The organism is Saccharopolyspora antiqui (assembly GCF_052246905.1).
Classification (GTDB): domain Bacteria; phylum Actinomycetota; class Actinomycetes; order Mycobacteriales; family Pseudonocardiaceae; genus Saccharopolyspora.
Genome location: NZ_JBQQBO010000009.1, coordinates 156273 through 178878 on the forward strand (window position 1 = coordinate 156273; position 22606 = coordinate 178878).

General features: G+C 63.4%; 17 protein-coding genes and 1 tRNA gene. 11 read left to right on the top strand and 7 right to left on the bottom strand.

Annotation, left to right across the window (positions count from 1 at the left end; all coding sequences use genetic code 11):
- The first annotated feature begins 192 nt into the window (after positions 1 to 192).
- Entirely contained in the window at positions 193 to 2415 is a 2223-nt protein-coding gene (locus ACTWQN_RS17025) for a KAP family P-loop NTPase fold protein (protein ID WP_443204460.1), read from the top strand.
- A gap of 454 nt (positions 2416 to 2869) precedes the next feature.
- Here the strand turns inward: ACTWQN_RS17025 and ACTWQN_RS17030 are convergent, their stop codons facing one another.
- Entirely contained in the window at positions 2870 to 6403 is a 3534-nt protein-coding gene (locus tag ACTWQN_RS17030) for a tetratricopeptide repeat protein (protein WP_443204461.1), read from the bottom strand.
- 212 nt (positions 6404 to 6615) lie between these two features.
- On the opposite strand from ACTWQN_RS17030, the gene ACTWQN_RS17035 reads away from it, so the two are divergent.
- Together ACTWQN_RS17035 and ACTWQN_RS17040 are read left to right on the top strand one after the other, a co-directional pair.
- Positions 6616 to 7989: a toll/interleukin-1 receptor domain-containing protein gene (locus ACTWQN_RS17035; protein WP_443204462.1), complete on the top strand. Its 1374-nt coding sequence runs from the start codon at positions 6616 to 6618 to the stop codon at positions 7987 to 7989.
- 194 nt (positions 7990 to 8183) lie between these two features.
- On the top strand, positions 8184 to 9200 hold the full coding sequence (locus ACTWQN_RS17040; protein ID WP_443204463.1) for a hypothetical protein: 1017 nt from the start codon (positions 8184 to 8186) through the stop codon (positions 9198 to 9200).
- A gap of 1124 nt (positions 9201 to 10324) precedes the next feature.
- Here the strand turns inward: ACTWQN_RS17040 and ACTWQN_RS17045 are convergent.
- Together ACTWQN_RS17045 and ACTWQN_RS17050 are read right to left on the bottom strand one after the other, a co-directional pair.
- Positions 10325 to 10609, bottom strand: coding sequence for an HC3 family zinc finger protein (locus ACTWQN_RS17045; RefSeq protein WP_443204464.1), 285 nt, complete (start codon positions 10607 to 10609; stop codon positions 10325 to 10327).
- Complete coding sequence (locus tag ACTWQN_RS17050; RefSeq protein ID WP_443204465.1) at positions 10606 to 10887, bottom strand: hypothetical protein; 282 nt, start codon at positions 10885 to 10887, stop codon at positions 10606 to 10608. The genes ACTWQN_RS17045 and ACTWQN_RS17050 overlap by 4 nt, the downstream gene beginning before the upstream one ends.
- A gap of 280 nt (positions 10888 to 11167) precedes the next feature.
- On the opposite strand from ACTWQN_RS17050, the gene ACTWQN_RS17055 reads away from it, so the two are divergent.
- On the top strand, positions 11168 to 12718 hold the full coding sequence (locus tag ACTWQN_RS17055; RefSeq protein ID WP_443204466.1) for a transcriptional regulator: 1551 nt from the start codon (positions 11168 to 11170) through the stop codon (positions 12716 to 12718).
- On the opposite strand, the gene ACTWQN_RS17060 is transcribed toward ACTWQN_RS17055, so the two are convergent.
- From ACTWQN_RS17060 to ACTWQN_RS17070, 3 genes are all read right to left on the bottom strand, one after another.
- A complete protein-coding gene (locus ACTWQN_RS17060; RefSeq protein ID WP_443204467.1) occupies positions 12715 to 13086 on the bottom strand; it encodes a signal peptidase I in 372 nt (123 codons plus the stop codon). The genes ACTWQN_RS17055 and ACTWQN_RS17060 overlap by 4 nt on opposite strands.
- The gene (locus ACTWQN_RS17065; RefSeq protein WP_443204468.1) at positions 13071 to 14597 is read right to left on the bottom strand and encodes a transcriptional regulator; all 1527 of its coding nucleotides are present in this window, start codon (positions 14595 to 14597) and stop codon (positions 13071 to 13073) included. Before ACTWQN_RS17065 ends, ACTWQN_RS17060 begins: the two co-directional genes overlap by 16 nt.
- A gap of 210 nt (positions 14598 to 14807) precedes the next feature.
- The gene (locus tag ACTWQN_RS17070; RefSeq protein ID WP_443204469.1) at positions 14808 to 15191 is read right to left on the bottom strand and encodes a helix-turn-helix domain-containing protein; all 384 of its coding nucleotides are present in this window, start codon (positions 15189 to 15191) and stop codon (positions 14808 to 14810) included.
- A gap of 182 nt (positions 15192 to 15373) precedes the next feature.
- Here ACTWQN_RS17070 and ACTWQN_RS17075 point away from each other — a divergent pair, with 182 nt between their 5' ends.
- The 6 genes from ACTWQN_RS17075 (at position 15374) to ACTWQN_RS17100 (ending at position 21041) form a co-directional block, all read left to right on the top strand.
- The gene (locus tag ACTWQN_RS17075; RefSeq protein ID WP_443204470.1) at positions 15374 to 15583 is read left to right on the top strand and encodes a helix-turn-helix domain-containing protein; all 210 of its coding nucleotides are present in this window, start codon (positions 15374 to 15376) and stop codon (positions 15581 to 15583) included.
- Positions 15583 to 15933 (top strand): WhiB family transcriptional regulator, encoded by a 351-nt coding sequence (locus ACTWQN_RS17080; RefSeq protein WP_443204471.1) that lies wholly within the window; start codon positions 15583 to 15585, stop codon positions 15931 to 15933. Before ACTWQN_RS17075 ends, ACTWQN_RS17080 begins: the two co-directional genes overlap by 1 nt.
- On the top strand, positions 15930 to 16262 hold the full coding sequence (locus ACTWQN_RS17085; protein WP_443204472.1) for a hypothetical protein: 333 nt from the start codon (positions 15930 to 15932) through the stop codon (positions 16260 to 16262). Before ACTWQN_RS17080 ends, ACTWQN_RS17085 begins: the two co-directional genes overlap by 4 nt.
- A 25-nt stretch (positions 16263 to 16287) precedes the next feature.
- Positions 16288 to 16980, top strand: a complete 693-nt coding sequence (locus ACTWQN_RS17090; protein WP_443204473.1) for a hypothetical protein — start codon at positions 16288 to 16290, stop codon at positions 16978 to 16980.
- Positions 16977 to 19127 carry a cell division protein FtsK gene (locus tag ACTWQN_RS17095; RefSeq protein ID WP_443204474.1) on the top strand — a complete coding sequence of 717 codons (2151 nt, stop codon included), beginning with the start codon at positions 16977 to 16979 and terminating at the stop codon, positions 19125 to 19127. Before ACTWQN_RS17090 ends, ACTWQN_RS17095 begins: the two co-directional genes overlap by 4 nt.
- Positions 19128 to 19277: 150 nt before the next feature.
- Entirely contained in the window at positions 19278 to 21041 is a 1764-nt protein-coding gene (locus ACTWQN_RS17100) for a recombinase family protein (RefSeq protein ID WP_443204475.1), read from the top strand.
- Here the strand turns inward: ACTWQN_RS17100 and ACTWQN_RS17105 are convergent.
- Positions 21023 to 21108: transfer RNA gene (locus ACTWQN_RS17105), tRNA-Leu, on the bottom strand. The genes ACTWQN_RS17100 and ACTWQN_RS17105 overlap by 19 nt on opposite strands.
- 115 nt (positions 21109 to 21223) lie before the next feature.
- On the opposite strand from ACTWQN_RS17105, the gene ACTWQN_RS17110 reads away from it, so the two are divergent.
- A complete protein-coding gene (locus ACTWQN_RS17110; RefSeq protein WP_443204476.1) occupies positions 21224 to 22579 on the top strand; it encodes a M20/M25/M40 family metallo-hydrolase in 1356 nt (451 codons plus the stop codon).
- Positions 22580 to 22606 lie beyond the last annotated feature (27 nt).

Genomic DNA, 22606 nt, shown 5'->3' on the forward strand with positions numbered 1-22606 from the left:
TGTGCGGAAGAGTTGCGACGAGTTAGAAGGGCGAAGATCAAACGGGGCACCCGGCAGTGCGCGGTCGCGTACAGTACGTCCGCGATGTCGGGTGACAGCCGGTGCGCCGATGTCTCGTTCTGGGCCTCCGACGACACCGGCGGGGTCGCGGCGGGGACGGCGCACGGGTATCGCGGGTTGGGAGGGGGTCTCATGCCGCAGTACTCAGAGGCGGAGTTTCGGAGCATCGTGCTGGTCGATGTCGCGAGTTTCAGCGATGCGAGCCGGAGGTTCCTCGGTCAGCTCGCCGTGCATCGCGGTCTTGAGGAGTTGTTGGAGCGGGCTTTCGACGAGGCGGGCGTCGGGTGGCACTCGTGCGAGGTGGAGGATCGCGGCGACGGGAAGATAATCCTGGTGCCCCCGAACATCCCCAGGATTCGGCTGGCCGATCAGTTGTGGAACCGGCTGCTCGCTGGGCTGCGCCGACACAACGCGGTGCATTCCGACGCGGCGGTCATGCAGCTCAGGGTGGCGTTGCACGCTGGTGATGTCCGGCAAAGTCCCAATGGAAAGGTCAGCCCGGCGATCAATTTCGCGGCCCGCATTCTCGACGCGCGGGACGCGAAATCCTTGCAGGCGCAGACGAACAGTACGCTGGGCTTGATCGCGTCGGAGGATTTCTTCCGGGACGTGATCGAGCACGACCAGGCGGCCGAGCCCGATGTGTTCCGGCAGATTTCCGTGGTGGTCAAGGAAACCAGCACCGTCGCGTGGTTACGGCTCTCGGAGCCCGTGCAGGCGACGGCGTCGAACGGCACTTCGGACGGCGCGGGGGAGCAATCAGCGAATCACGTAGAGGAATCGATCGGCACCGAAGTTAGATGGTCAACCGATTCTCCAGCCAATAAAGACGCGCTGAAGCGCGAGGCACTGGCTAAGGTTTTGGCTGGTCACATCAGAGCTAGTCAACGGCGCGACCCCTATACCTCGCTTCTTATTCATCTCGACGGCGAATGGGGTTCAGGTAAGAGCACGCTTTTGAGATTTCTCTCAACGCGGCTTCAATCTGCCGATTCGCGGGGCCGGAATCGGTCGCACAGCAGTGAAAAATCGCGTCAAAATAGTGATTTCTTGATCGTCTGGTTCGACGCCTGGCAGCAGTCTCGCATGTCGCCGCCATGGTGGGCGCTCCTGACCGCAACCCGTAGCGAGATTGCTCGCGACCGTGGCTGGTGGGCGCGCCGATGGTTTCGTATCAAAGAAACGTGGGCCAGGGTAAGGCGCTCCGGTGCCCCGTACCTGCTTGCACTCGTACTCCTCGTTCTTCTCGCTGGTGGCCTTGGCTTCAGTATTCTTCAAGTCGCTCGCCCTGCTCAACCCTGGGCCGAAATCCTCAAGATACTTGCCGGAATTGGTGTGGTTCTAAGTGTGCTTTGGGCTGGCGCAAAGGTCGCAAGTCGTTTTCTGCTCTGGGATTCCGCTCGTGGAGCCCAGCTATTTGAACAATACGAACCTAATCCAATGCTGGAAGTTTCAGCACACTTTGACTGGTGCCTACGGCAGTCGCGCAAGCCTGTTGTGTTCTTCATTGACGACATCGACCGCTGTAAGCACCCGTATGTTGTTGAACTGCTCGACTCAATCCAGACACTGGTACGCGACGCGCCTCGCATGCAAGGTAATTGCTACCAGCAGACGCCTGCCGCATACTTCGTCATCTCAGCCGACGGATCATGGCTTCGCAAGAGCTACGAGATCGCTTACGAGACTTTTGGGTCTGATCTATCCCCAACAGGAGGCTCACTCGGTTACCAATTTCTGGACAAGCTCTTCCAACTTACAGTACCGATGCCTGCACTGGGCGCAACATCCCAGAATAGGTTTCTCGGTTCTCTACTGGGGGTCGCCGAGTCTGAGACTGAGTCCGACATCGAAGTCGCCAGGGACGAGATCAACCAGGCCATTGGGGATGATGAGGCAGTGCTGGCAGCTATCAGCGGATTGTCGCCAAACGACCGCGGAGTGGTCGCCGAGGACGCTGTGAATGCCTTGTTCGCCCCAGAAACCCAGATCCATACCGAACACGCCTTGCGAAAGTTTGCCCGGCTGCTTCCTCCAAACCCTCGTAGTACAAAGCTATTTTTGAATACTTACAGTATTCTGCGAGCAGTTCGTACGCTTGAGGGCGGTGTGGTAAATGCCGATACCCTTGCATTGTGGACGATTATTCGTATCCGTTGGCCAAGAATTGCTGATATCTTGCGGCAAAACCCAGAGGCAATCAAGGGGATTCGGGAGCCGCTCTGGCGCTCCGAACTGCTCCCGGACGACCTCCATCCTCTCACCGAGGATGAAGATCTTCAGCAAGTAGTGGCGCACGACAACGGAGGTCCACTTACGCCCATGTCGATCCGGCAGTGCTGCGGTAATGCATGACGGAAGCGATGGAGGTGTTGTGGCGAGACGATATAGATCGGTCAGATCGCGTTCATTTGCCCCGCTTCCAAAGGATGAAGCAGGCCTTCGTTTCTTGTCCGGCAAGGGGCGCTACCGGAGACGCGTGTCAGCGTTGGTCCGAGTGCGTGCCACTTCTTGCCCTTGGTGCCGTCTGACCACACGTATCCGACCAGGCGCTCGGTCTCACCGGTACCACAAAGGACGATCCATCTGCGGGTTTGCCTGAAATCTGTCCAGGTCCACACCCGAAACCGCTCGTCACGCTTCGCTCGGGACAGCTGCTGTTAACGGAGCCCAAGCACCCGTTGCTCTTCATGCCTCACCTGGGCAAATTCGGCGAGCAATCCCAGGGCACTCCGCAGAGAGCCATGAGCACGAGAACCAGTTGGCGTGATGTGCTGTTCACTGCCATTTCCTGCTCGGTCGTGGCAACCTACCGCGCCTGATCATCGATCAGAGCCTGGACCGACTTCAGCAGTGTCGCTGCGGACATCGCCCATGTTCGCCTCTCCGCCATCTCAGCCCGCAGTTCCATCGCTGCCTTAAACGCGGGCTTGGGGTTGTTCAGCGACGCTGACATCGCGTCTCCCCAACGAAGCGTGTCGGTTCGCTCGTCATCCGTTACTGCGATCACCCGATTGGACAGGTCCACGGACAGGGCGGAGCGCCCCTCATCAAGGAGTGCCCCCAGGCCGCTGCGTCTGCTTATCAGTGTCGGCACGCCCATCGTGATGGCCTCCAAGCCCACGAGGCCGAATCCCTCCGTCCGCGACGGCATCACTACGACGTTTGCTTGGTGTAGATCCTGGCCGAGTGTCGCTTTGTCAGACGAGTAGGGACGGGGCACGACGCGTAAGGACGGGGTGCCCGCCCAGTTCCGAACCATCTCCACCACGGCCGTTCCCTCACCGGCTTCGACGCCGCGCAGGATGAACTCCACCTCTGGGTCGTTCGGTCCTCGTTGTCGCAGGGCATGGCCCAGCGCCCGTGCGGCGATGTCAAGGCCCTTCACCCTCGCCTCTCGAATACTGAGGCGACCGACTATCAGCACCCGCAGCGTGTCGCTGGGTGGCGGGGGTTCGGCAGCGGGCTCGACCGCGTCGAACCCTGGGTCGAACCGCAGTGGTTCCGCAGACTCGAAACCGCGCAGCCGGTCGCGCAGATAGTGATGCAGCACGGGGCCGACACCGATCGCCAGGTCGGCTCGTTCGGCGACGACGAGTTCGTCCTGGCTGCGCTGCTCGGCCACCGCCATCGCGTCCCCGTGCGGCTCTTGGCCTTTCTCGAACTCGACCCGGTCGGAGATCACGTGGAAGAAGTGCAGCAGCTTCGCTTCCCGGAAGTGATCCTCCACGAGCCACATCGCTGCCTCGCCGGTCTTGCGCCCATGACCGATCACGACGTCCGGGACTACGTCGTCAGGCAGTTTCGGCGGCCGTGACAAGGCGGCTTCTGGACGCCCCAGGGAAGGCGGCGGGTGAACCAGGTGGACACCGGCGCGCTCGGCGTCGTGCCGTTCCTCCTCGGATGCCTGCGGAGTCGAACAGAAGACCTGGGCCCCCAATGTCGCCAGGGCCTTGCAGAGTTTCCGGTTGAGCGTGCTCAGGCCGCCATGTCTCGACGACCACTCTGTGTTGACCGCGAGTATCCGCAGCGGATGCTGTGCGCCCGTCACACGGGACCTCTCCGAATTCGGTTCCAGGCGATCTCTCGTTCCCAAGGCGAGCGGTTCAGCGCGCAGCCGCTGTGCGTCCTCGGTCGCTCCCACGTCTTCGTAGAGTGCAACGGCGGCGGCGCGGTGTGCGTCGGCGTCCACGGACCGCCCTTGTTTAGCGGCCGCGTGGCTGAGGCCCTCGAAGGCCACCGCCTCTTCTCTCGGGGCGCCTCCCAACCGGGCGCGCAGGATCGCTTGGTGGTAGTGCTCGGCGGCCTGCTCTGGTTTTCCCAGCCGTACTTCGGTCTCGCCGAGGTGGGAGAGCAACTGGGCGGTGTCCCCATCACGCATACTAAGTCCGACGAAGTCACTGAGCGCCTGGCGAAAGTGCGTCTCTGCGTCGGCTAACAGGCCGAGCCGCAACTCACAGCGAGCGATGCAGTCCAGGGCAATGGCGGCGTTGGAATGCTGTTCTCGGACTCGATAGAAGTCCCGCGCCGTATTCGCCAGGTCGAGGGCCAACTTGTGATCTCCGCGCTCGTGGGCAAGCCAGGCGTGATTCGCCACCACGTTCATCTCCCCGTAGGGATCTCCCGCAGCGACAAAGTCGATCCGTGCCTGCGCGTAGAGGTCCATCGCCGCCTTTCCGCGGCCGAGCTCACTGTGGGCCATACCCAGGTTGTTCAGCACGATCGCCACCGCCCGGCGGTCCCCGGATTTTGTCGTCGAATCGAGCGCCCGGTCATAGCAGGCGATCATGAGTTCCCATTTTTTGGTGGCGTAGAAATAGCCCCGCAGGTAGTAGGCGAACTTCCAGCACACGATGTTCTCGTCGTGCTCGACCATCTCCCGAATCACGGACAGGAAGTTCTCGGCTTCCCGATCCATCCAGTCCTTGGCGGACCGAACGTCCGGGAATTCCGGGACAGTGGCGGCAACTGCAGGTGAAGGCGAGTCCAACGGGACTCGGTACCGGTGCTCGTCGATCCGCATGTCCGCCGTCGCCACCGAGTGCAGGCAGTAGTCGTAGAGTCTGCGTCGGGCTGCTGTTACCTCTGGTCCGGACAGGATCTCGGCCGCGACCCCGCGCAGATGATCACGCAGAAGGTCGTGCATCCGGTAGGCGTTGTGCGAATGCCGCTCCAGCATCCCGGACCTGATCAACTCGTCAAGCAGGTATCCCGCATCCGCAGGATCGATTCCGGCCAGAGCGGCCGCCGCATTCGCGTCCACGCGGGGGCCGGGGTGCAGGGCGATGAGGACGAGTAGGGCCTGCTGTGACTCGGACAATGTGGCGCAAGATGCCGCGAACACGGCGCTTATGCTTCGAACGCCGTCGTCGAGCTCGCGCAGTCTGGCGGTCTGGTCGGCCAGCCGCGCTGCGACGTCCTCCAAGCGCCGCACGGGATTGTCGCGAAACCGGGATGCCACGATGCACAGCGCCAGTGGGAGGCCGTAACAGAGCTTTGTAATCTCGGCGACAGTCGCTGGATCGCCGCGTTCGTCGGACCCCGCTGGCAACCGTGCGACCCAGAGGAATAACTCGGCTGCGTCCTCCGGCGCCAGGGCCTTCATCTGCCAAGCGAAGGCTGGGTCCAGGGGGGAAAGCGGCTGCCTGCTCGTGATGATCACTGCAGCCGGGCCGATCGGGGGCATCAGACGGGCCACCTGGTTGACGCTCACCACGTTGTCGAGAATTAAGAGCACTCGGCGGTGGGAGAGTTTCCGGCGAAGCAGTGCCTCACGCTCGTCCACGGTCCGCGGAACCAGCTCGCCCGCGACACCAATTCGCCGAAGGACGCGATCGAGTGCCTCGTCCTCACCGACGGGATGATTGTCCGGGTGATACCCCTGCATGTCGAAGTACAGGCGGCCGTCGGGGTAGTCGCTGCGCAGCAGCTCCGCGACCCACAGTGCGACCGCCGTCTTCCCCATCCCTGGCATGCCGGACAGGACGCATACCCGCGACATGCGCCTGTCGTCGGTTGCCCGCAGGCAATCCTCAAGCGCTTCGACCTCGGCCTCCCGCCCTATAAGTTTGCGCGGGCCTGCGGGCAGGTCGAAGGTGGGCTCGGCGGCCGCTCTCCGGTCCCCGACAGCAAGTTCGGCCGCCGCGCGGGCCAACTCATCGCTGGTGTCGAATACCCGGTCACAGGCAGCCGCGAACGTCGTGCTCGGCGCCGAGCGCCCCTGTTCCACCCGGCTGACCTGGGCTTTGCTGTAGTGAATGAGGTCGCCGAGGCCTTTGGTGGACAGACCGGCTTCCAAGCGCAGCGCCCGCACCCTGCTGCCGAAGGATGCCCAATCGCCCACCGCTGTCCCCTCTGCCTCATATTCGTCCCCGCCAGTCGCCACTCTGAGGTCAGTGTCGCCCTGTGAACCGTTACGAACCCGGATGGGAACGATGTAACGGGTCGGTCCGCCGTGGCGGCTGGTACAGATGTTGAAGTCCCAGTTGCGAAGATTACTGGACGACGAGCGGTCGGGGGAGCGACTGGACGAGTCGATGGAGAGGACGCACAAGCTTGCCGGTACAGAGCTATGACATCTTCCTGTCATTCTCAGGTACGGACCGAGTGGCCGCCCGTGAACTTGCAGGCGAGCTGCGTGCGCTCGGCCTGCGGGTATTCCTTGACGAGGACGAAATCGAGGCGTTCACCGGGATCACCGACGGTGTCCAGGAGTCGCTGCGGACCGCGAAGACATTAGTCGCCTACTACTCTGCCGCGTACTCGCGCCGCCGCGCCTGCCAACAGGAGTTGATGGAGGTCTTCCTCGCCGGACAACGGGAGGGCGATCCCTGCGGGCGAATTATGGTGATCAACCCGGAGCCGGGCACGGAACACCTGCGGCCGGTTGAGCTGGCGGACGCAAGGTTCGTAAGAGCTGAGATCGGACCCTCCGAAATTGCCCGCCAGATCATGAAACGTGCGGTTGCAGTCGAGGGGACGATCGGCGAGATCTTGCCCGTTAAACGCCCCGGCTGGCCCACTCGCCGGACGGCACTTGTGAAGAACTTCGTCGGGCGGTATCGCGAGCTCTGGGATCTGCACTCGGCGTTGCACGCGGCGAACTACTCGCTGATCGACGATCCGGCCGCAGTCTCGGTAGTCTCGGTCTGCGGGCTGCCTGGTGTAGGCAAGACCGCCCTGGTTGCCACCTACTTCTGGCGTTTCGCCGCCGCCTTCCCCGGAGGCATCCACTGGGTGAGCATGGAAGACGTACTACGGGATCAGTATGTCCGGGATCTCCGCCACCACGTGCCAAACTGCTTATGGGTGGTTGACGACGTGCCCGCAGACCTGGGGACCTCTGTTCTGGACCTTCTTCCACACCCCACTGAGAACGGAACGCGGACCGTACTCATCACCGACGAAGACATCTTCCGCGATCTTCTCCCGGTCGTACGGCTAGACGGTTTGCCCATGACCGACGCGGCCGACTTGCTCGATGCCTACCGACTACCTGACAGTCGCGTGGACCGCGACGCGCGTGACAGGATCCTGCTCTCACTCGGCGGCAACCCAGCCGCCCTTGTCGCTCTGGGCAAGTACCTACAAGATCGCCACGGTCTGTCATCTTACCTCTCCCTCGCCTCGGAAGCCGAGACGTTTGAACAGGTCACTGGCCCCGCTATCGCACCTGTGCGCAAACTTATTGACCGGATGAGCGAAGACGAACTGGCACTGCTCCGCCTTGCCGACCGGTCCGCGAGGTTCGTGTTCCCGGCCAGGTATCTCGCGAACCTGCCCAGTCTCGCCGCCCTCGACGTCGGCACCATCCTGAAGAACCTGCTCACTCGCTCCGCAGCCACCCGAGACGGCACGGTTTGGCGGCTCGACCCATTGGTCGTGCGAGCAGCGAGCGCTCATCGCCGCCTAGTGCTGCCCCGATATTAGGTCTACGGGTCAGCTGACTCACGACTTGAACCCCCACCTGGTCTGCGCGCTGTATCTGAGTCAGGGGCGACTACAGTACGATGCCCGGAGCCGGGATCATGGCCCCGTTTGGGTTGTGGTGGCCTGCTGTTCGCTAAGCTTGGCGGATGATCTAGCTCCCTGACACTCGCTTGCTGTTTGATTCGGGAGACAAGGTGCAGGTTCCCAACGCCGATGGCGATGGAAGCGGTTCGGGCGGGGTCCGAAATGATCTTAGCGGCGCGGCCAATGGTCCCGTGGTACAGGTTGGCAGTGCAGATACCGTCAACGTCACTGCTCCAGTATCCGCCGAAAGTTCCGAGCAAGATCATGAGCAAGCGGTGCCGGAACAGCGGAAGGGCGGTGGGTGCTTCTGGGCTCTGTTGGCTGTGCTGGCGTTGATCGGCACCGTGCTCTCTCAGTGCGGCGAGAACAGTGCGATTCCGGAGGAGAGTGATCCATGGCCGGAGGGAGTGCGGCGCGACATGCTGATCTCGACGGTCTTTGAGGGTCTTCAGTCGTGTTCGTACGCCGTGGTGCTTGCTCCCGTTAACTGCCCGCAGTCGGAAAACCAAGCTGGAACTGGGGAAAATGTGAGCTGGAGCCTGCGCGGCGACCCAATGGACGGGGCCCGCATCGCTTATCAGGACGGAGTCTTTTTTGTCTATGGCAACGCAGTGATGACTGTCAGCTACGAGTACCCGCCGACATATCCGAATTTTGCCACCAAGATCGTTCCGTACCTTGCCAAGGTGTCGTCGACAGGCGCGGCGATCACGAGCTTGGAGACAGTCGATCCATCGCAAACTCAGTCGATCGTGAAGCGAGATCCTGTGATTGCCCAGGAACAGTTGGCTGCTGTCCTCCGTGGAGCCTTCGGGCGTTGTGCTGCAAGTACTCAGCCAACCATGCCAGCAGATTGTCCTGATGCAGAAGTGATCGGGGCTGCGGACAACACCCTTGTTCGTTGGTCGTTTGCTGGAGACCCGGCGATCAACATAAGGAAGGATTTTGATCCCGTCACAGGACTGATTTCTGTAGTCGGAAGCTACGCCGCTACGGCGCAGTACACTGACATTCTTGGTGATAGGTCTGTGTCGCAGAGTGGTACGTACATAGCGAGATTGGTAGTTGAGTCCGGCGCGCCTGAAGTGCTGGAGATCGAAACGTGCAACATGGAATGCACTGAGTAAGGCGTGTTTTGACCACGGACGTCGACTTGCGGCGGCTCGTACAGCAGTCATTAGCTTAGTCCCTGCAAAGCGCGGGTTGGTTAGTTCGGCAGGGAACGCAGGTCGTCCCACTTGGCCCGCCCGAGTACAGGCTGGGACGCCTTCAGTGGACAGGTTGAAAGTGTCTAATGACCTGCGAAATCAGGCCACGCACCGTGCATGGGACAACAACCGCCGTTACGCGTCCCAGGCTGTCCCGAACCACCCTCCGGCACGCCAGAAGGCACACCGGCAATGGGACACGTACAGCCGTCCCGTCAGCAGACCGCGCGTCGGACTACGCAGTTTGAGCGCGCTGCGACAGCGTGACGAATGAATCAACGTGCGTGTATGTGCGAGTCCAGGAGGCGCAGCAGGGCTTCTTGTCTTGTTCGGAAAGGGCCGCCGAAGATCCGAGTCAGTGTCGGCGCAAGTGCGCTCCACTTCTTGGCCTTGGTGCCGTGGGGGTCCAAGAATCCGATCAGCCGCTCATTCTTTCCTGCGCCACATATGACGATCCACCTGCCTGTCTGTTCATAATACGATGAGCGTTCCACTCGAACCGTGTCCAAGTCCACCTTCTCGGTGGAGCCGATTGGCGTCGGAAGCTGCCACGCCTGCGGTGTGTCGGTGGCTTCCGTTGTTGATTCTTCCGGCTCTCCCTCGGCAGAAGCGCCTTGGCTGTCGCACGAATTGAGTTCCGTGACACTTTCCGCGACGGGCGCCTTGAAGGCATCGAGAGCTGGGGCAGGCGCCCGAACAGGTTGAGGGGCGCCATGCAACTCGGCGAGGTCGGTTGCGGCAGCCAGCAGATCAGCGATTGCGGCTTGGGCATCTGCGCCAGTGCCTATTGCTCGGCGTGTCGCAACGATCGCCGCATCGGCTCGTTCCAGTGCTGCCCAGCCGCGCTCGCTATCAGTGCGCAGGCGTGCCCGGCGGGCGCGTTGCCGACAGGCTGCGCCGTGGTACCGCGTTCGCCGCCCGAGGTTTGATCCTGGCGTTAGGGGCTCACCGCATCCCAAGCACAGCACGGCAGGCATGAGACCTCATATCGTGACACGTTTCGTGACAGGCGATCGTGAGGCTAACGGAAGTCACGGAATGTGTCACGAAATCTTGAACCGCTTGCGGGTGGGCTGCCCTGAGCTTCGGCGCTCAGAAGCCTGGTCGTTGATCAAGGGGAAGGGGACGTTGGCTAGGCGGTGCGCTTCGATGTTGCAGTCGGGGCAGGTCAGCCAAAGCCAGGCCAGTTCCGTGTTCTCGGCTGTGAGCTGCTGATCGCAGAGCGTTCGCACCGACATGCCGGTTGGGTAGCCGCCGCCCGGTCTCCTGTCGAGGCTTGCGTGCCGCTGGTCCTGGGCTGGCACCCAATGAAACGGGTGGATGGTCACCACCGTCCCGATGCGCGTATCGGCTCAGCAGCCGAGGTTCGGCTTCGGCGGCGTTGTAGCTCGGACAACCGCAGCTGCAACTGCGCGACGAACTCTTCCGTTCCCTCTGCATCGAGGACCAGAAGCACGTCGCACGGCTTGCCGGGTACCGAGATCGAGATCATGTTGCTGTCGTTCACGTACGACGTGATCAGCGTGCTTGGTCGCACGATCGCCAGTACGCAGCCAGAGTTGTCCAGTCCGGAGCATGGGCGACGGCACGGCGTCGACGCGTCCATTCGTTCCTCCCCGAAGGGCCACGGCCAGGGTCGGGTGTCGGGGGACAACGCATCGACCCTGGCCGTGACCAGATGTCCGGCGTCGTCGCTATTGAGGGGGCGGCGAGGCGACGACGCCGGACGCTTTTCGTGACCGCGTGCGGGCGGTCCGTGTCAGACTGAAATCATGCTTTCATCAGCGCGTTGTCAGCGGAACGACTTGGACACGACACGCTGACGACATGAAGCGACACCCGTAGCGGGCGGGCGGGAGGAACCGACAGTGCGTGGATTTCGCACGGTGCTTGAGCAGAAGATCACGGAGCGACGGCAGACGCTCGAAGAGTTTGCCGAGTATGCCGAGACGTACGCTCGCGAACACAAGGAGGCAGGAACGCTCAGCGTCCGACACCTTCAACGGCTGGCATCCGGCACTGGACCGAACGGTAGGCCCCTCGGTCGGGTTCGACCAGCTACGGCTCGTCTGCTGGAAAACATCTTTGACGTCAGCATCGACCAGTTGCTGGCGACTCCGGGGCCTTCCACGGAGCAGCGCGACACGACTTATTCAGCCGATGCTGACCTTGGCCTCGCCAAGTCCTACGGCTGGCTCGATGAACACGCCGGTTGGGTACCCGATACGAGCCGACGAAAGGTGATGTCGCAGCTCAGCAAGCTGAACACGGACGAACTGCGCGACCAGCATGTCCGACGCGGCATGGTGCGCCGAAGCCAGATAGCGGGTGCCCTATCGATGTACTACGGGGACGGCACGTCGGGGTATGACACCTACAGTGTGCACTGTGGACATCGAGAGATTCAGACGAGCGTGCTCACGCGGCCGAGCTGGTTGGATCTCGCCTGTCCGCTCGGCAAGGGCAACGATCGACTGACCTTGACTACCGACTCGGGCAGCCGCGTTGCAGCTGGCAACATCGGGGTTGGGCATGCAGTGCATCGGCTCGCCGAAGCCGCTGCGTTGGGTGTTCGAGTCGCGAACGTGCCGCTCTATCGGTTGCTGAGCATTGACATCCGAGAAGGCGCGATTGCGGGTGCTGTCGGTGTCGCGCCGTTCGTCGAGTACGCCGTGACCATGGATCTCCTCGAAAAGGAATTGGTCGACGCAGTTAGCGGCGCGCCCAACAATCAGCTCTACGGCTTGCCGCTGCGTGAGAAGTACCTTCCGGATGTTTCATCTGTTCTCGATATCTCCGGGCGATTGTGTGCTGGCGGTGTGCTCGCGTTGTGCGCCATTGCTCGGCCAGCCGATCCGTATCGTGGCAAACCGGACTATGCGCTCCTAATCCAGCAACGTTCGGAGAACGTTCTCAACGCCGCTCGTAGGCTGGCCGTAATCCCGAAAGGCTTCCACCAACCTATGACAGATCTTCGTGGCGATGCGCAGCTGGGAAGCACATTGCTGCGAGAGATTGAAGAGGAGTTGTTCGGCCGAGGCGAAGTCGACAGCACAGCTGGCGCACCCCGTGTGGCTGCGCCCTTGCATCCCGGTCGTTTGTCCGAGCCGATGCAATGGCTCAGGGAGGATTCCGCCCGTATGCGAGTGGAATGTACGGGATTCGGTTTGAACCTTGTTAGCGGCAACTTCGAGTTCGCATGCCTGGTCGTCATCGAGGACGATGAGTTTTGGGCACGCTACGGTGGGCAGGTCGAAGCGAACTGGGAGGCGTCAGGACTGCGTCTGTACTCCAGTTTGGACGATCATTTGGTCGCCGAGCTGATGGCCGATGAATCCTGGAGCGACGAAGGGCTTTTCGCGCTGACGCAAGGGATTCGCCGACTGTGTGAGGTTGGCGGCCACCGAGTGAACCTGCCCGCCGTGGAGTGGAGCTAGTTGGACGCCGACGGCCAGCGGACGGTGACGACGACCGAATCTGTGATCGCTTCCCAGGAGTGATCGATCCCCGGTCCCCAGACCGCGTAGTCGCCCTGCTTGGCCAAATCGGCCGTGCCTTCGGTGAGGTGCAGACGGAAGTGTCCCTGTACCAGCAGAAGCATGGTGGTTCGCTGGTCGTCGGTCGTCCACCCGCCGGGGCGTTTCTCGCCAGCCGGGTGGACGCCCCATTTCACTTCGACGTCCTTTGTTGATCGGACGCCTTCGGATGGGTCGATGAAGTGGCCCAGCACCCAGCCGCGGGTTTCGCTGCCGTCTTCGGCTGCGTTTCCGTGGTGCCAATTGCGGCTCACTACCGTACCTCCCATTCGATCGGCGGCAAGCTCACTCGCTCGCCGCCGATTTGGCCGAGTCGTCGAAGGCCCTGAAGCAGTGCGAACAGTCCTTCATTGCTCCACGCTACATCATGGATTAGTTCGCCGAGCAGGTCCCTGTCCAGGCTGGAGTATTGGCGGAGTCCTACCGATTCCCAGTTGGCTTCGACTTGGCCACCGTAGCGTGCCCAGAATTCTTCATCTTCGATGACGATCAGGCTGGCGAATTCAAAGTTCCCGCTGAGCAGGTTTAGGCCGAATCCGGTGCATTCCATGCGCAGACGAGTTGGGTCTTCAAAAAGCCACCGCATCGGCTCGGACAGTCGGCTCGGGTGCATCGGGTCGGCGGTTCGTTGATCGCCGAAGGTGTTGTCGATGTCGTCGCGCCCGAACAGTTCCTCTTCCATCTCGCGCCGCAGGGTCGCGCCGATCTGCGCGTCGACACGCAGATCCGTCATCGGCTGGTGGAAGCCCTTGGGGATCACCGCGAGCCGACGCGCCGCGTTGAGGACATGGCCCGAGCGTTCTTGCACCAGGAGAACGTAGTCCGCCTCACCTCGAAACGGGCTCGCGGGGCGAGCGACCGCACACAACGCCAACGGGCCGCCCGCGCACAGTCGGCCGAATACGTCGACCACGGACGCGATATCCGGCAAGTACTTGTCGCGCAGCGGCAGCGCCTCATGGGCCGATTGCGCGTCGGCTGCTATTGCGTCGATCAGTTCGCCTTCGAGTAGGTCCATGGTCACGGCGTATTCGACGAACCTGGTGACGCCGACCGACCCGCTGATCGAGCCTGGGGAAACGTCCACTCCGAGCAGCCGGTAGAGCGGCATGTCGACAAGCCTCGTACCCATAGCCAACGTTTCGGCTAACCGCTGCGCTGCGCGTCCGGCACCGTCGTTGTCCAATGGCACATCGGCATCGTGGGCGTTGGTGACTGCGAGCCGGTCATGCGAGGCGATCAGCGGGCATTCAAGATCCAGCCAGTCAGCGCTGGTCAAGATGCTTGTCTCGGCTTCGGTCTCGCCGCCGTAGCTGGCAGCGTATCTGCCGTGACTTCCAGCCTGCTCGCCGTAGTACCTCCCAAGGACTTGCGCGACAGTGCGTTGATCCACGCGACCCCGACGGCTTGCCCGTCGCTGCAGCTCGCTCACGTCCAGCCGAGCCAGCCGCGACGCTACTTCTCGTCGACTCGTCCCCGGCTCCCAGCCCGCGTGTTCGTCCAGCCACTCAAGCGCCGCGCCGATGTTGGGATCGGTGCCCAGCCGTAGTTCGGCGTCGGCCGCTGCCTGGTCGTCGACGGGAGAACCGGTGGGGTCAGCTTCGGCAGCGCCGTTGACCAGTTGGGCGAACCGTGCCTTGACGGACGGCGATGCCTGCTCAAATGCCGTGTCAAGCAGCTGTTGCATCTCGGATTTCTGTACCAAAGTGGGCTTCTGATGCCAACCGCTGACTGTTCGGACGGCAATTCCTAGATGCTCCGCGAATGCCTCGTTGCTCATTCGCAATGCCGCTTGTAGCGCGCACGCGGCCCGGCCTGTCCAACCGGTCACCAAATCCATTGCGGCGCGCCCCCTGTAGCTGCTTTGTGCACTGGTTCTGCACTGCTCGTGCACTGGATGTGCGTCGGTGATGCATGGGTTTCCTGCTGGATTCGCATTGGAATTGAAGGCATGGAAAACGCCCGATCCAGCAAGCGAAACCACCCGGCGCTAGCGGTTCTTGCGGACATGCTCGATAACCGTCGTGAGATCGCTTTTCAGGTCGTCGAGCCGTTCGGTGATCTCGACCATGCGCTGTTCGAGCGTGTCCAAACGGGACCAGATCGTGTCAGGGCCGACCGTGATCGGTTCGTCGGGCGCAGGTGGCTTTCGCCCATGCAGCAAGGAAATCAGGTGCTGCGGGTGCCAGCCGAGCGTCACCGACAGCGACTCCAGCGTTCGGGCGCTGCGGCGGCGCTCCACAACGTGGTGCTGGATCTCGCGGACGATTGCCTGCGAGACGTTCGAGCGTTCGGCGAGCTCGCGTTGTCGCCAGCCGAGCTCGTTCACGCGCTCGTTAATCGCTCTGGCGACTGCCGCCCAATCTTCCGACACGTATTCCTCCGCGCTCCGCCTCAGCGCAGAGGTTAGCCGTTACGTGCCGCATTCCGTGACATGACCGCGCACTAATCGCGCGGTGCGGACTTTTCGCGCCTTATATGCGCTGAAATCATCAGAATAATGCTGAAATCAGCTATCAGATCTTTCTCGAAGGGCTTTCCGTAATGGGTACCGATATGTCCAACGCCGGACGACCGGCGTACTTCACCGTCCGCAAAGCCGCCTGGATTCTCAATGTCGATCGGTCGACGATCTCCCGTGCGATCCGCCTCGGCACGCTGCGCACCGTGCAGCGGAACGGCCGCCTGGTGATCCCCACTAGTGAAGTGGTTTGCCTGCTGAGCGAGCCGACCTACGGTGCGACTCAAGACGGGGGTCGCCAGTGATGACCTCGTACAACGACCTCTGCTTGATAGGTATCGCTTGGCGGCTGGATCGCGTCCGATGGGTGCCGAATGCGGTGCTTGCCGACGCGGTGCTGCGTAATGGCCTCTGCATGGCGGGGATGCCGGAGGACGAACCCGCTTGGGCTGACCAGCCGATGACTGATCGCGAGCTGGCGGCGCGGCTGTGTGCGGGCTGCACGGTTCAGGATGAATGCCTCGAACTGGACCTTCGCGTCGCGGGGGAGAGCACGGTTGGTGTTTGGGGTGCTCTCTGCGAGGACGATCGGCGCGCGGTGTACCCGCACTGGCTTCAGCGCGGGGAGCGTGCGGAAGGGGGCGGTGCGCGATGATGCTGCAACTGACCCCCATCGAAGTCCTGGCCGTGCTCGGTGGCCTGCTCGCGCTGGTCATGGTGTGGCGGGCGAGTGCGCGCGCCACGCGGCGCGCGACCGAAGCCGCGCGGGCGAGTGTTCGACTGGTGTCGCTGGCTGGTCGTGTCGTGACCACGGCGGGCGCGATCGTGGGAGTGCAGTGGATCGTGATCACGCATCCCGGCAACACGACACTGTTGCTCGCGGTTCTGGGCGTACCTGCGTTGTTCGCCTCGTACACGCTGACCAAGGCACTGACCGTGACCACGATGGACGTGCCGCAGCAGCGGAAAGGGCGGCGGCGATGAGCGCGTCGCCGACGGCAGGCGGCATTTGCCGCCCGCCCTCCCCGAGGCCGAAGCGGTCGAGCAGGTGCGCAGACAGGTGGACCGGTTGTGCTGGACCGGGATTCTGCTCGGGTTGGCGTTCACGATGACCAACGTTCAGCAGTTCGCCGCGAACGGTGCTGCTGCGTGGTCGCTGCCGTGGCTGGCGGCATGGCTGCTCGACCCGATGGTGTCGCTGGTGTTGCTGGCGATCCTGCGGGCCGAGCAGGTCACCGCCCGCTATGGCATCCGCACCGGCGGATGGGTGCGCGCAGCGAAGTGGTTCACGCTCGCTGCCACGTACGTGATGAACACCTGGGAGGCGTACGCGGACAGATCTGCGGATCTGGTGGTGCTGCATTCTGTGCCGCCGCTGGTCGTGTTCGTTGCCGCCGAGGCTGTGACCGATCTTCGGGACAAGCTCAGTGCGGCGGTCCGGACAGCGATCACGAACGCGGCTGTCACTTGTCCGGTCACCAGTCCAGAGGCGGACACCGAGCGGACACCTGATCCGGCTGGTGACCGGACACGAGACACGAAGCGCCGGACGTCCTTCGATGAGTACCTGAATCGGGCGCGGGAGGCGTGGAGCCCGGACGCGACTGTTACTCCGGCGTGGATTCGGGAGGTCACGGGCTGCTCGCGTGGCTTGTCGTCTCGGCTGGCTTCCGCTCTGTCTGCGGAGGTGACGCAGCCATGAACGGTGAGGCGCTTCCGACTCCAGCGCAGTCCAGCGACGTCGAGCGGCACATCTTCGACGCCGAGCTGATTGACGATGACCTGCTAACCGAGCCGCGCGCGAAGCTTCGGCGCAGGTTCATGAACTGGTGGCAGCGTTCACCGCGTGTGCCCGCTGCGTTGAAGTCGCGGCAGGCTGCGAAGCACGCGGCCGTGGATGCCTTGACGCTCGTTCTGCGGTTGCCGTGGCGGTTCCTGGCAGCAGTCGGCAGGGGAGTAGCGGCGGCTGTGCGTGGCTGGCGTCGGTGGGTGCGCGTTCACGACTATCGCGATGCCGCCGAGCAGTCCGAAAAGTTGGCGGACAAGTTCACCGAGATCCGTGCACTGACCCTGTTCCGGTGGAAGGTGACCGGTGTTGCGGCGCTGTCCGTTGCCGCAGCGGTCACCGTGGCCTACGTCGTGTACGGCGGACAAGCGTTGTGGATCGCCGCCGGACTCGGCTCGGCAACGCTGGCCGTGTTCGGACGCCGCAAGGATGGTGCGCCGGGGCGCAAACCGGTGCTGGCCGGTCCGCGGACACTGGCCTGGACCATGGACCCGCAAGTCCTGGTCGATGCCTTCCGGGATGCGAAGCTGATCGGCAAGGACGAATCGCTGCGGCTGGTGGAGCGTGCCGCGCACGACGGCGCGGGTTGGGCCGTGACCGTCGACCTGCCTGCTACCCGCAAGGCGGCCGACGTCATCAAGCACCGTGAGGCGCTGGCCTCGGCGCTGGCGGTCGATGAGTTGCAGCTGATCGTCGAGCGGGTGCGGGGGCGGGGAGGTCACGCCGGGCGGGTGTTCTTGTGGGTTGCCGATGAGGACCCGTACTCGGGGCCGCCGTTGCGGTTTCCGTTGCTGGACGTGGAGTTCTGGGACGCCTGGCGGGCGATCCCGTTCGGACGCGACGCGCGCAACCGGCGGATCGACCTACCCGTGGTGTGGACATCGCTGGTGGTCGGTGCGATTCCACGGCAAGGCAAGACGTGCGCCACCCGGCTCCCAGCGGCCGGGCTGATCCTCGACCCGTACACGCAGCTGTACGTCTTCGATGGCAAGGGCGGAAAGGACTGGCAAGCCGCCGAAGCCGTGGCGCACCGTTACGTCTGCGGCGACGAACAGGAATACACCGAAGTCGTCCGGGACTACCTGGTCGAGTTGGTCGCCGAGGTGCAAGCGCGGTTCTCTCGGATGTCCACACTGGATGACGAGATCTGTCCGGAGTCGAAGATCACGCCGGAAATCTCCCGTGACCGTGACCTGGGCATGCCGATCACGGCCGTGATCATCGACGAGGTGCAGGTCTACTTAGAGAATCCGACGCGAGTGGAGATCGAAGGGAAGAAAACCACGCTCGGCGCGTACATCGCGGACCTGTTGACCTACCTCGCCCGCAAGGGGCCAGCCGTCGGGATCGTGGTCATCCTTGCCACGCAGCGGCCGGACTCCAACACGATCCCCTCGCGGCTGCGGGCCGTGCTCGGGTCACGCTTCGCCCTGCGGGTCATGGACTGGCGGGACTCCAACATCGTGCTCGGCGAGCAAATGAACACACGAGGATTCGACGCCTCCACACTGCTGCCCACCCACAAAGGCGTCGGCATCCTGCGACCTGACGGCGACACCGACGCCGGGGCGGACACGCTTGCGGTGACCGTGCGGACCTTCTATATGCACAACGCCGAATGGCGAGCCATCTGCGAACGAGGACGCTCGCTCCGGGAAGCAGCCGGAACACTGACCGGACACGCAGCGGGCGACGACAGCCCACGAGCGATCGACCAAACGGCCGTCGTGAAGGCACTCGGCAGCGGCACCCGCATCGAGGACAGCACACAGGTCGACTTGCCAGAACCACTCGCGTCGGTCGTCGAATACCTCTGTGACGACCTGGACCAACGCGAATTCGTGCCCACAGCTGAGCTGACTGAAGCGTTGGACGTCGACCCGAGCGTGTTCGCGCGGCAGATGGGTCAGCTGGAGTGCCGACCGACCCGGCATCGAGTTCCGGACGAAGACGGCGAGGTTCGCCGAGTGCGTGGCTACTTCACCGCTGACATCCGGGCAGCGATTGACCGCGTGTCTGATGAAATCAGCTCAACTGACGAATCGGAAGCTGACCAGTCATGACCGCCGATGACCGCGACGAGGAACGGGTCACGGTGCGCCTACCGACCGAACTACCTGTACTGACAACCCAGGTTAGTCGCATACTGCTTGGCATACTGGTTGAGCTGACCGAGATCGAGGTCCCCGACAAGCCTCAGAGAAAGGGATCGTATGACTGTTGAAATCAGCGGAGACCCGTGGGCGACGCTGGATGACCTGCTCGGCATCGAGGTGGTCGCCACCACCGACGTCGGGATCGGGCCGATCGGCTTCTACGGCCGGTGCTCCACTGAGGACAATCAGGACCCGGAAACGTCGCACGGATGGCAGTTCGGGAACGCTACCAAGTTCGTCGAGCCGCTAGGCGGGCAGATCGTTGCCGAGTACTTCGATGTGGGGCAGTCCCGGTCGGTGCCGTGGGAGCGGCGTCAGGAAGCTGCCCGGTTGCTGGCGGCGTTGAAGGACCCGAACCGGGGCTGGTCTGCCGTGGTCGTGGGTGAGGGCACCCGGTGCTGGTTCGGGAACCAGTTCTCGCTGATCGCGCCGAAGTTCGCCGCTTACGGCGTCGATCTGTGGGTGCCCGAGCTCGGCGGCAAGTACGACGCCCGTAACCCCTCGCACAAGATGCTGATGAACGTGCTGGGCGGCATGAGTGAGTCCGAGCGCCAGCATGTTCAGGCGCGGGTGCGAGCGGCGATGGACGCGCAGGTGCTCAACGAGGGCCGCCATCAAGGCGGCCGAGCACCGTACGGCTACGTCACCGTCAATGGCGGACCGCACCCCAACCCGCGCAAGGCCGCTGAGGGCTACCGGCTGCGGGTGCTGGCGATCGATGAGGCGTCGGCAGATGTGGTGCGGCGGATCTTCGCCGAGTACCTGAGTGGAAGGGGAGACCGGGCGATTGCCAACGACCTGAACCGGGACGGCATCCCGTGCCCGTCGGCCCGGCGGCCGGATCAGAATCGGCATCGGTTGGCCGATGGCTGGCAGGGCAGCACCGTCCGATCGATCCTCGATAACCCTCGCTATACCGGGTATGCGTTCTTCGGGCGTTGGGCTCGGCAGGAAACCCTGTTGGACCCGGACGATGTTGCGGCGGGGCACGTGATCCGGTTTCGGCGTGCTGGTGCTGATCGGGTGGTGCGTTCGCGGCGGCCCGCTCACCCGGAGATCGTGAGTGTGGAGGATTTCACCCAAGCGCAGCTTCTCCGTCGATCCAAGGGTGCGGGCGGGCTGCGGACCGCTCGCAAGGCTGAGCGCAGTGGCCGTCCTACGAAGCGGACGTACCTGTTTCGTGGTCGGATCCGGTGCGGGGTGTGCACGCGAAAGATGGAGGGAAGTCCCCGCGCGCACGGTATGTACTACCGTTGCCCGGCCCGCACCCTTGCCCCTGGCTCGCCAGCTCTGGCTGAGCACCCGCCCGCCGTGTATCTCCGCGAGGATCTGATCAGGGACGCGATCAACGGGTGGCTCGGTGGTCTGTTCGCCCCTGAGAACGTCGATCAGACCGTCGCGGCTCTGCTCGCGTCTCAGAACACGCCCAGTGCCACATCGGCCACGCTGGAGACAGCCAAGAAGCGGCTCACTGAAGCCGAAGCGCGACTGCGCCGCTTCCAAGCAGCGATCGGCGCTGGCGTTGATCCCGAGGCGCTGACAGAGGCGATCAACGAGGCCCAAGCCGAACGCGCCGCAGCTCGCGCCGAGTTGGAGAACAGGCCAGCACCTAACACGCTCACCGATGCTGAGATCTACGCCATGATTGATTCGCTCGGCGACGTCGGCGCAGCGCTGTCGAGCGCCAAACCAGATCGGCTGGCGAACCTCTACCAGGCCGTTGACCTGCAAGTTCGCTACGAACCCGCCGATCGGGCGGCCCAAATAAAAATTCACCCGGTGAGCCGGGTGAATAGTGTGCGTGTCCGAGGGGGGACTTGAACCCCCACGCCCGTTAATAGGGCACTAGCACCTCAAGCTAGCGCGTCTGCCATTCCGCCACTCGGACGCCTCAGGGCCGCCCTGGCGGGCAGCCCCGTTGTGTTGTGTGAATAGGTTAGCCCATGGTCAACCGTGTCCCAACGGGACCCCCCTCGTGGTTCGGCAGGTGATAGAAATGCCTGGTGAGCGAGCGCGATGCGGGTATTTCCGGGACTGATCACGATGCTGGGTTGCAGCGGGCCGAGGACGAGGTTGTTGGGCTGGCCAGTGACCTGATCGGCATCGATACCACCAATACGGGCGACCCCGAGACCCTTGTGGGGGAACGGGCCGCCGCTGAGTACGTGGCGGGCAAGCTCAGCGAGGTCGGGTACGACGTCACCTACGTCGAGTCCGGTGACCATGCTGGCCGGGGCAACGTCATCGCTCGGTTGCCCGGTGCTGATTCGGGGCGCGGTGGGTTGTTGGTGCACGGGCATCTGGACGTCGTGCCCGCGGATCCTGCCGAGTGGTCCGTTCATCCGTTCTCCGGGGCTGTTCAGGACGGGTACGTGTGGGGGCGCGGGGCGGTCGACATGAAGGACATGTTGGCCATGAGCCTCGCGGTGGCTCGGCGGCTCAAGCGCGATGGCATCACCCCGCCGCGGGACGTGGTCTTCGCCTTCGTCGCGGATGAGGAGGCGGGGGGTTTCCACGGCGCGCAGTGGTTGGTCGATCATCGTCCTGAGCTGTTCGAGGGTTGCACCGAGGCGATCAGCGAGGTCGGTGGGTTCTCCGTCACGCTCAAGGACGGGGTGCGCGCTTATCTGATCCAGTCCGCCGAGAAGGGCATTCGGTGGTTGAAGCTGCGGGTGCGGGCGCGCGCCGGGCACGGCTCGATGGTGCACGAGGACAACGCGGTCACCAAGCTGTCCCAGGCCGTCGCGAAGCTGGGGACGCACCGCTTCCCGCTGGTGCTGACCGACTCCGTTCGCGAGTTCCTCGCCGGGGTCACCGAGATCACCGGTTGGGACTTCCCGGAAGACGACATCGACGGTGCGGTCGCCAAGCTAGGCAACCTGTCCCGGATCGTCGGCGCCACGCTGCGCGACACCGCCAATCCGACGATGCTCACCGCCGGTTACAAGCACAACGTGATCCCTTCGGTGGCCGAGGCCGCCGTGGACTGCCGGATCCTGCCCGGTCGGGAGGAGGCGTTCGACCGAGAGTTGGCCGAGTTGCTCGGCCCGGACGTGGAGCGGGAGTGGGTCGGGTTGCCGCCGGTGGAGACCAAGTTCGAGGGTCGCATCGTCGATGAGATGACCGCCGCGCTGCTCGCCGAGGATCCCGGTGCGAAGACGCTGCCCTACATGATGTCCGGTGGGACTGATGCGAAGTCGTTCAGCCGGTTGGGCATGAACTGCTACGGGTTCGCGCCTTTGCGGTTGCCCGCCGATCTCGACTTCAGCGCTCTGTTCCACGGTGTGGACGAGCGGGTTCCGGTGGATTCGCTGCGCTTCGGCACGCGTGTTCTGGACCGGTTCATCCGCAACTGCTGAGTGTCGGGGCCGTCTGGTTTCATCTAC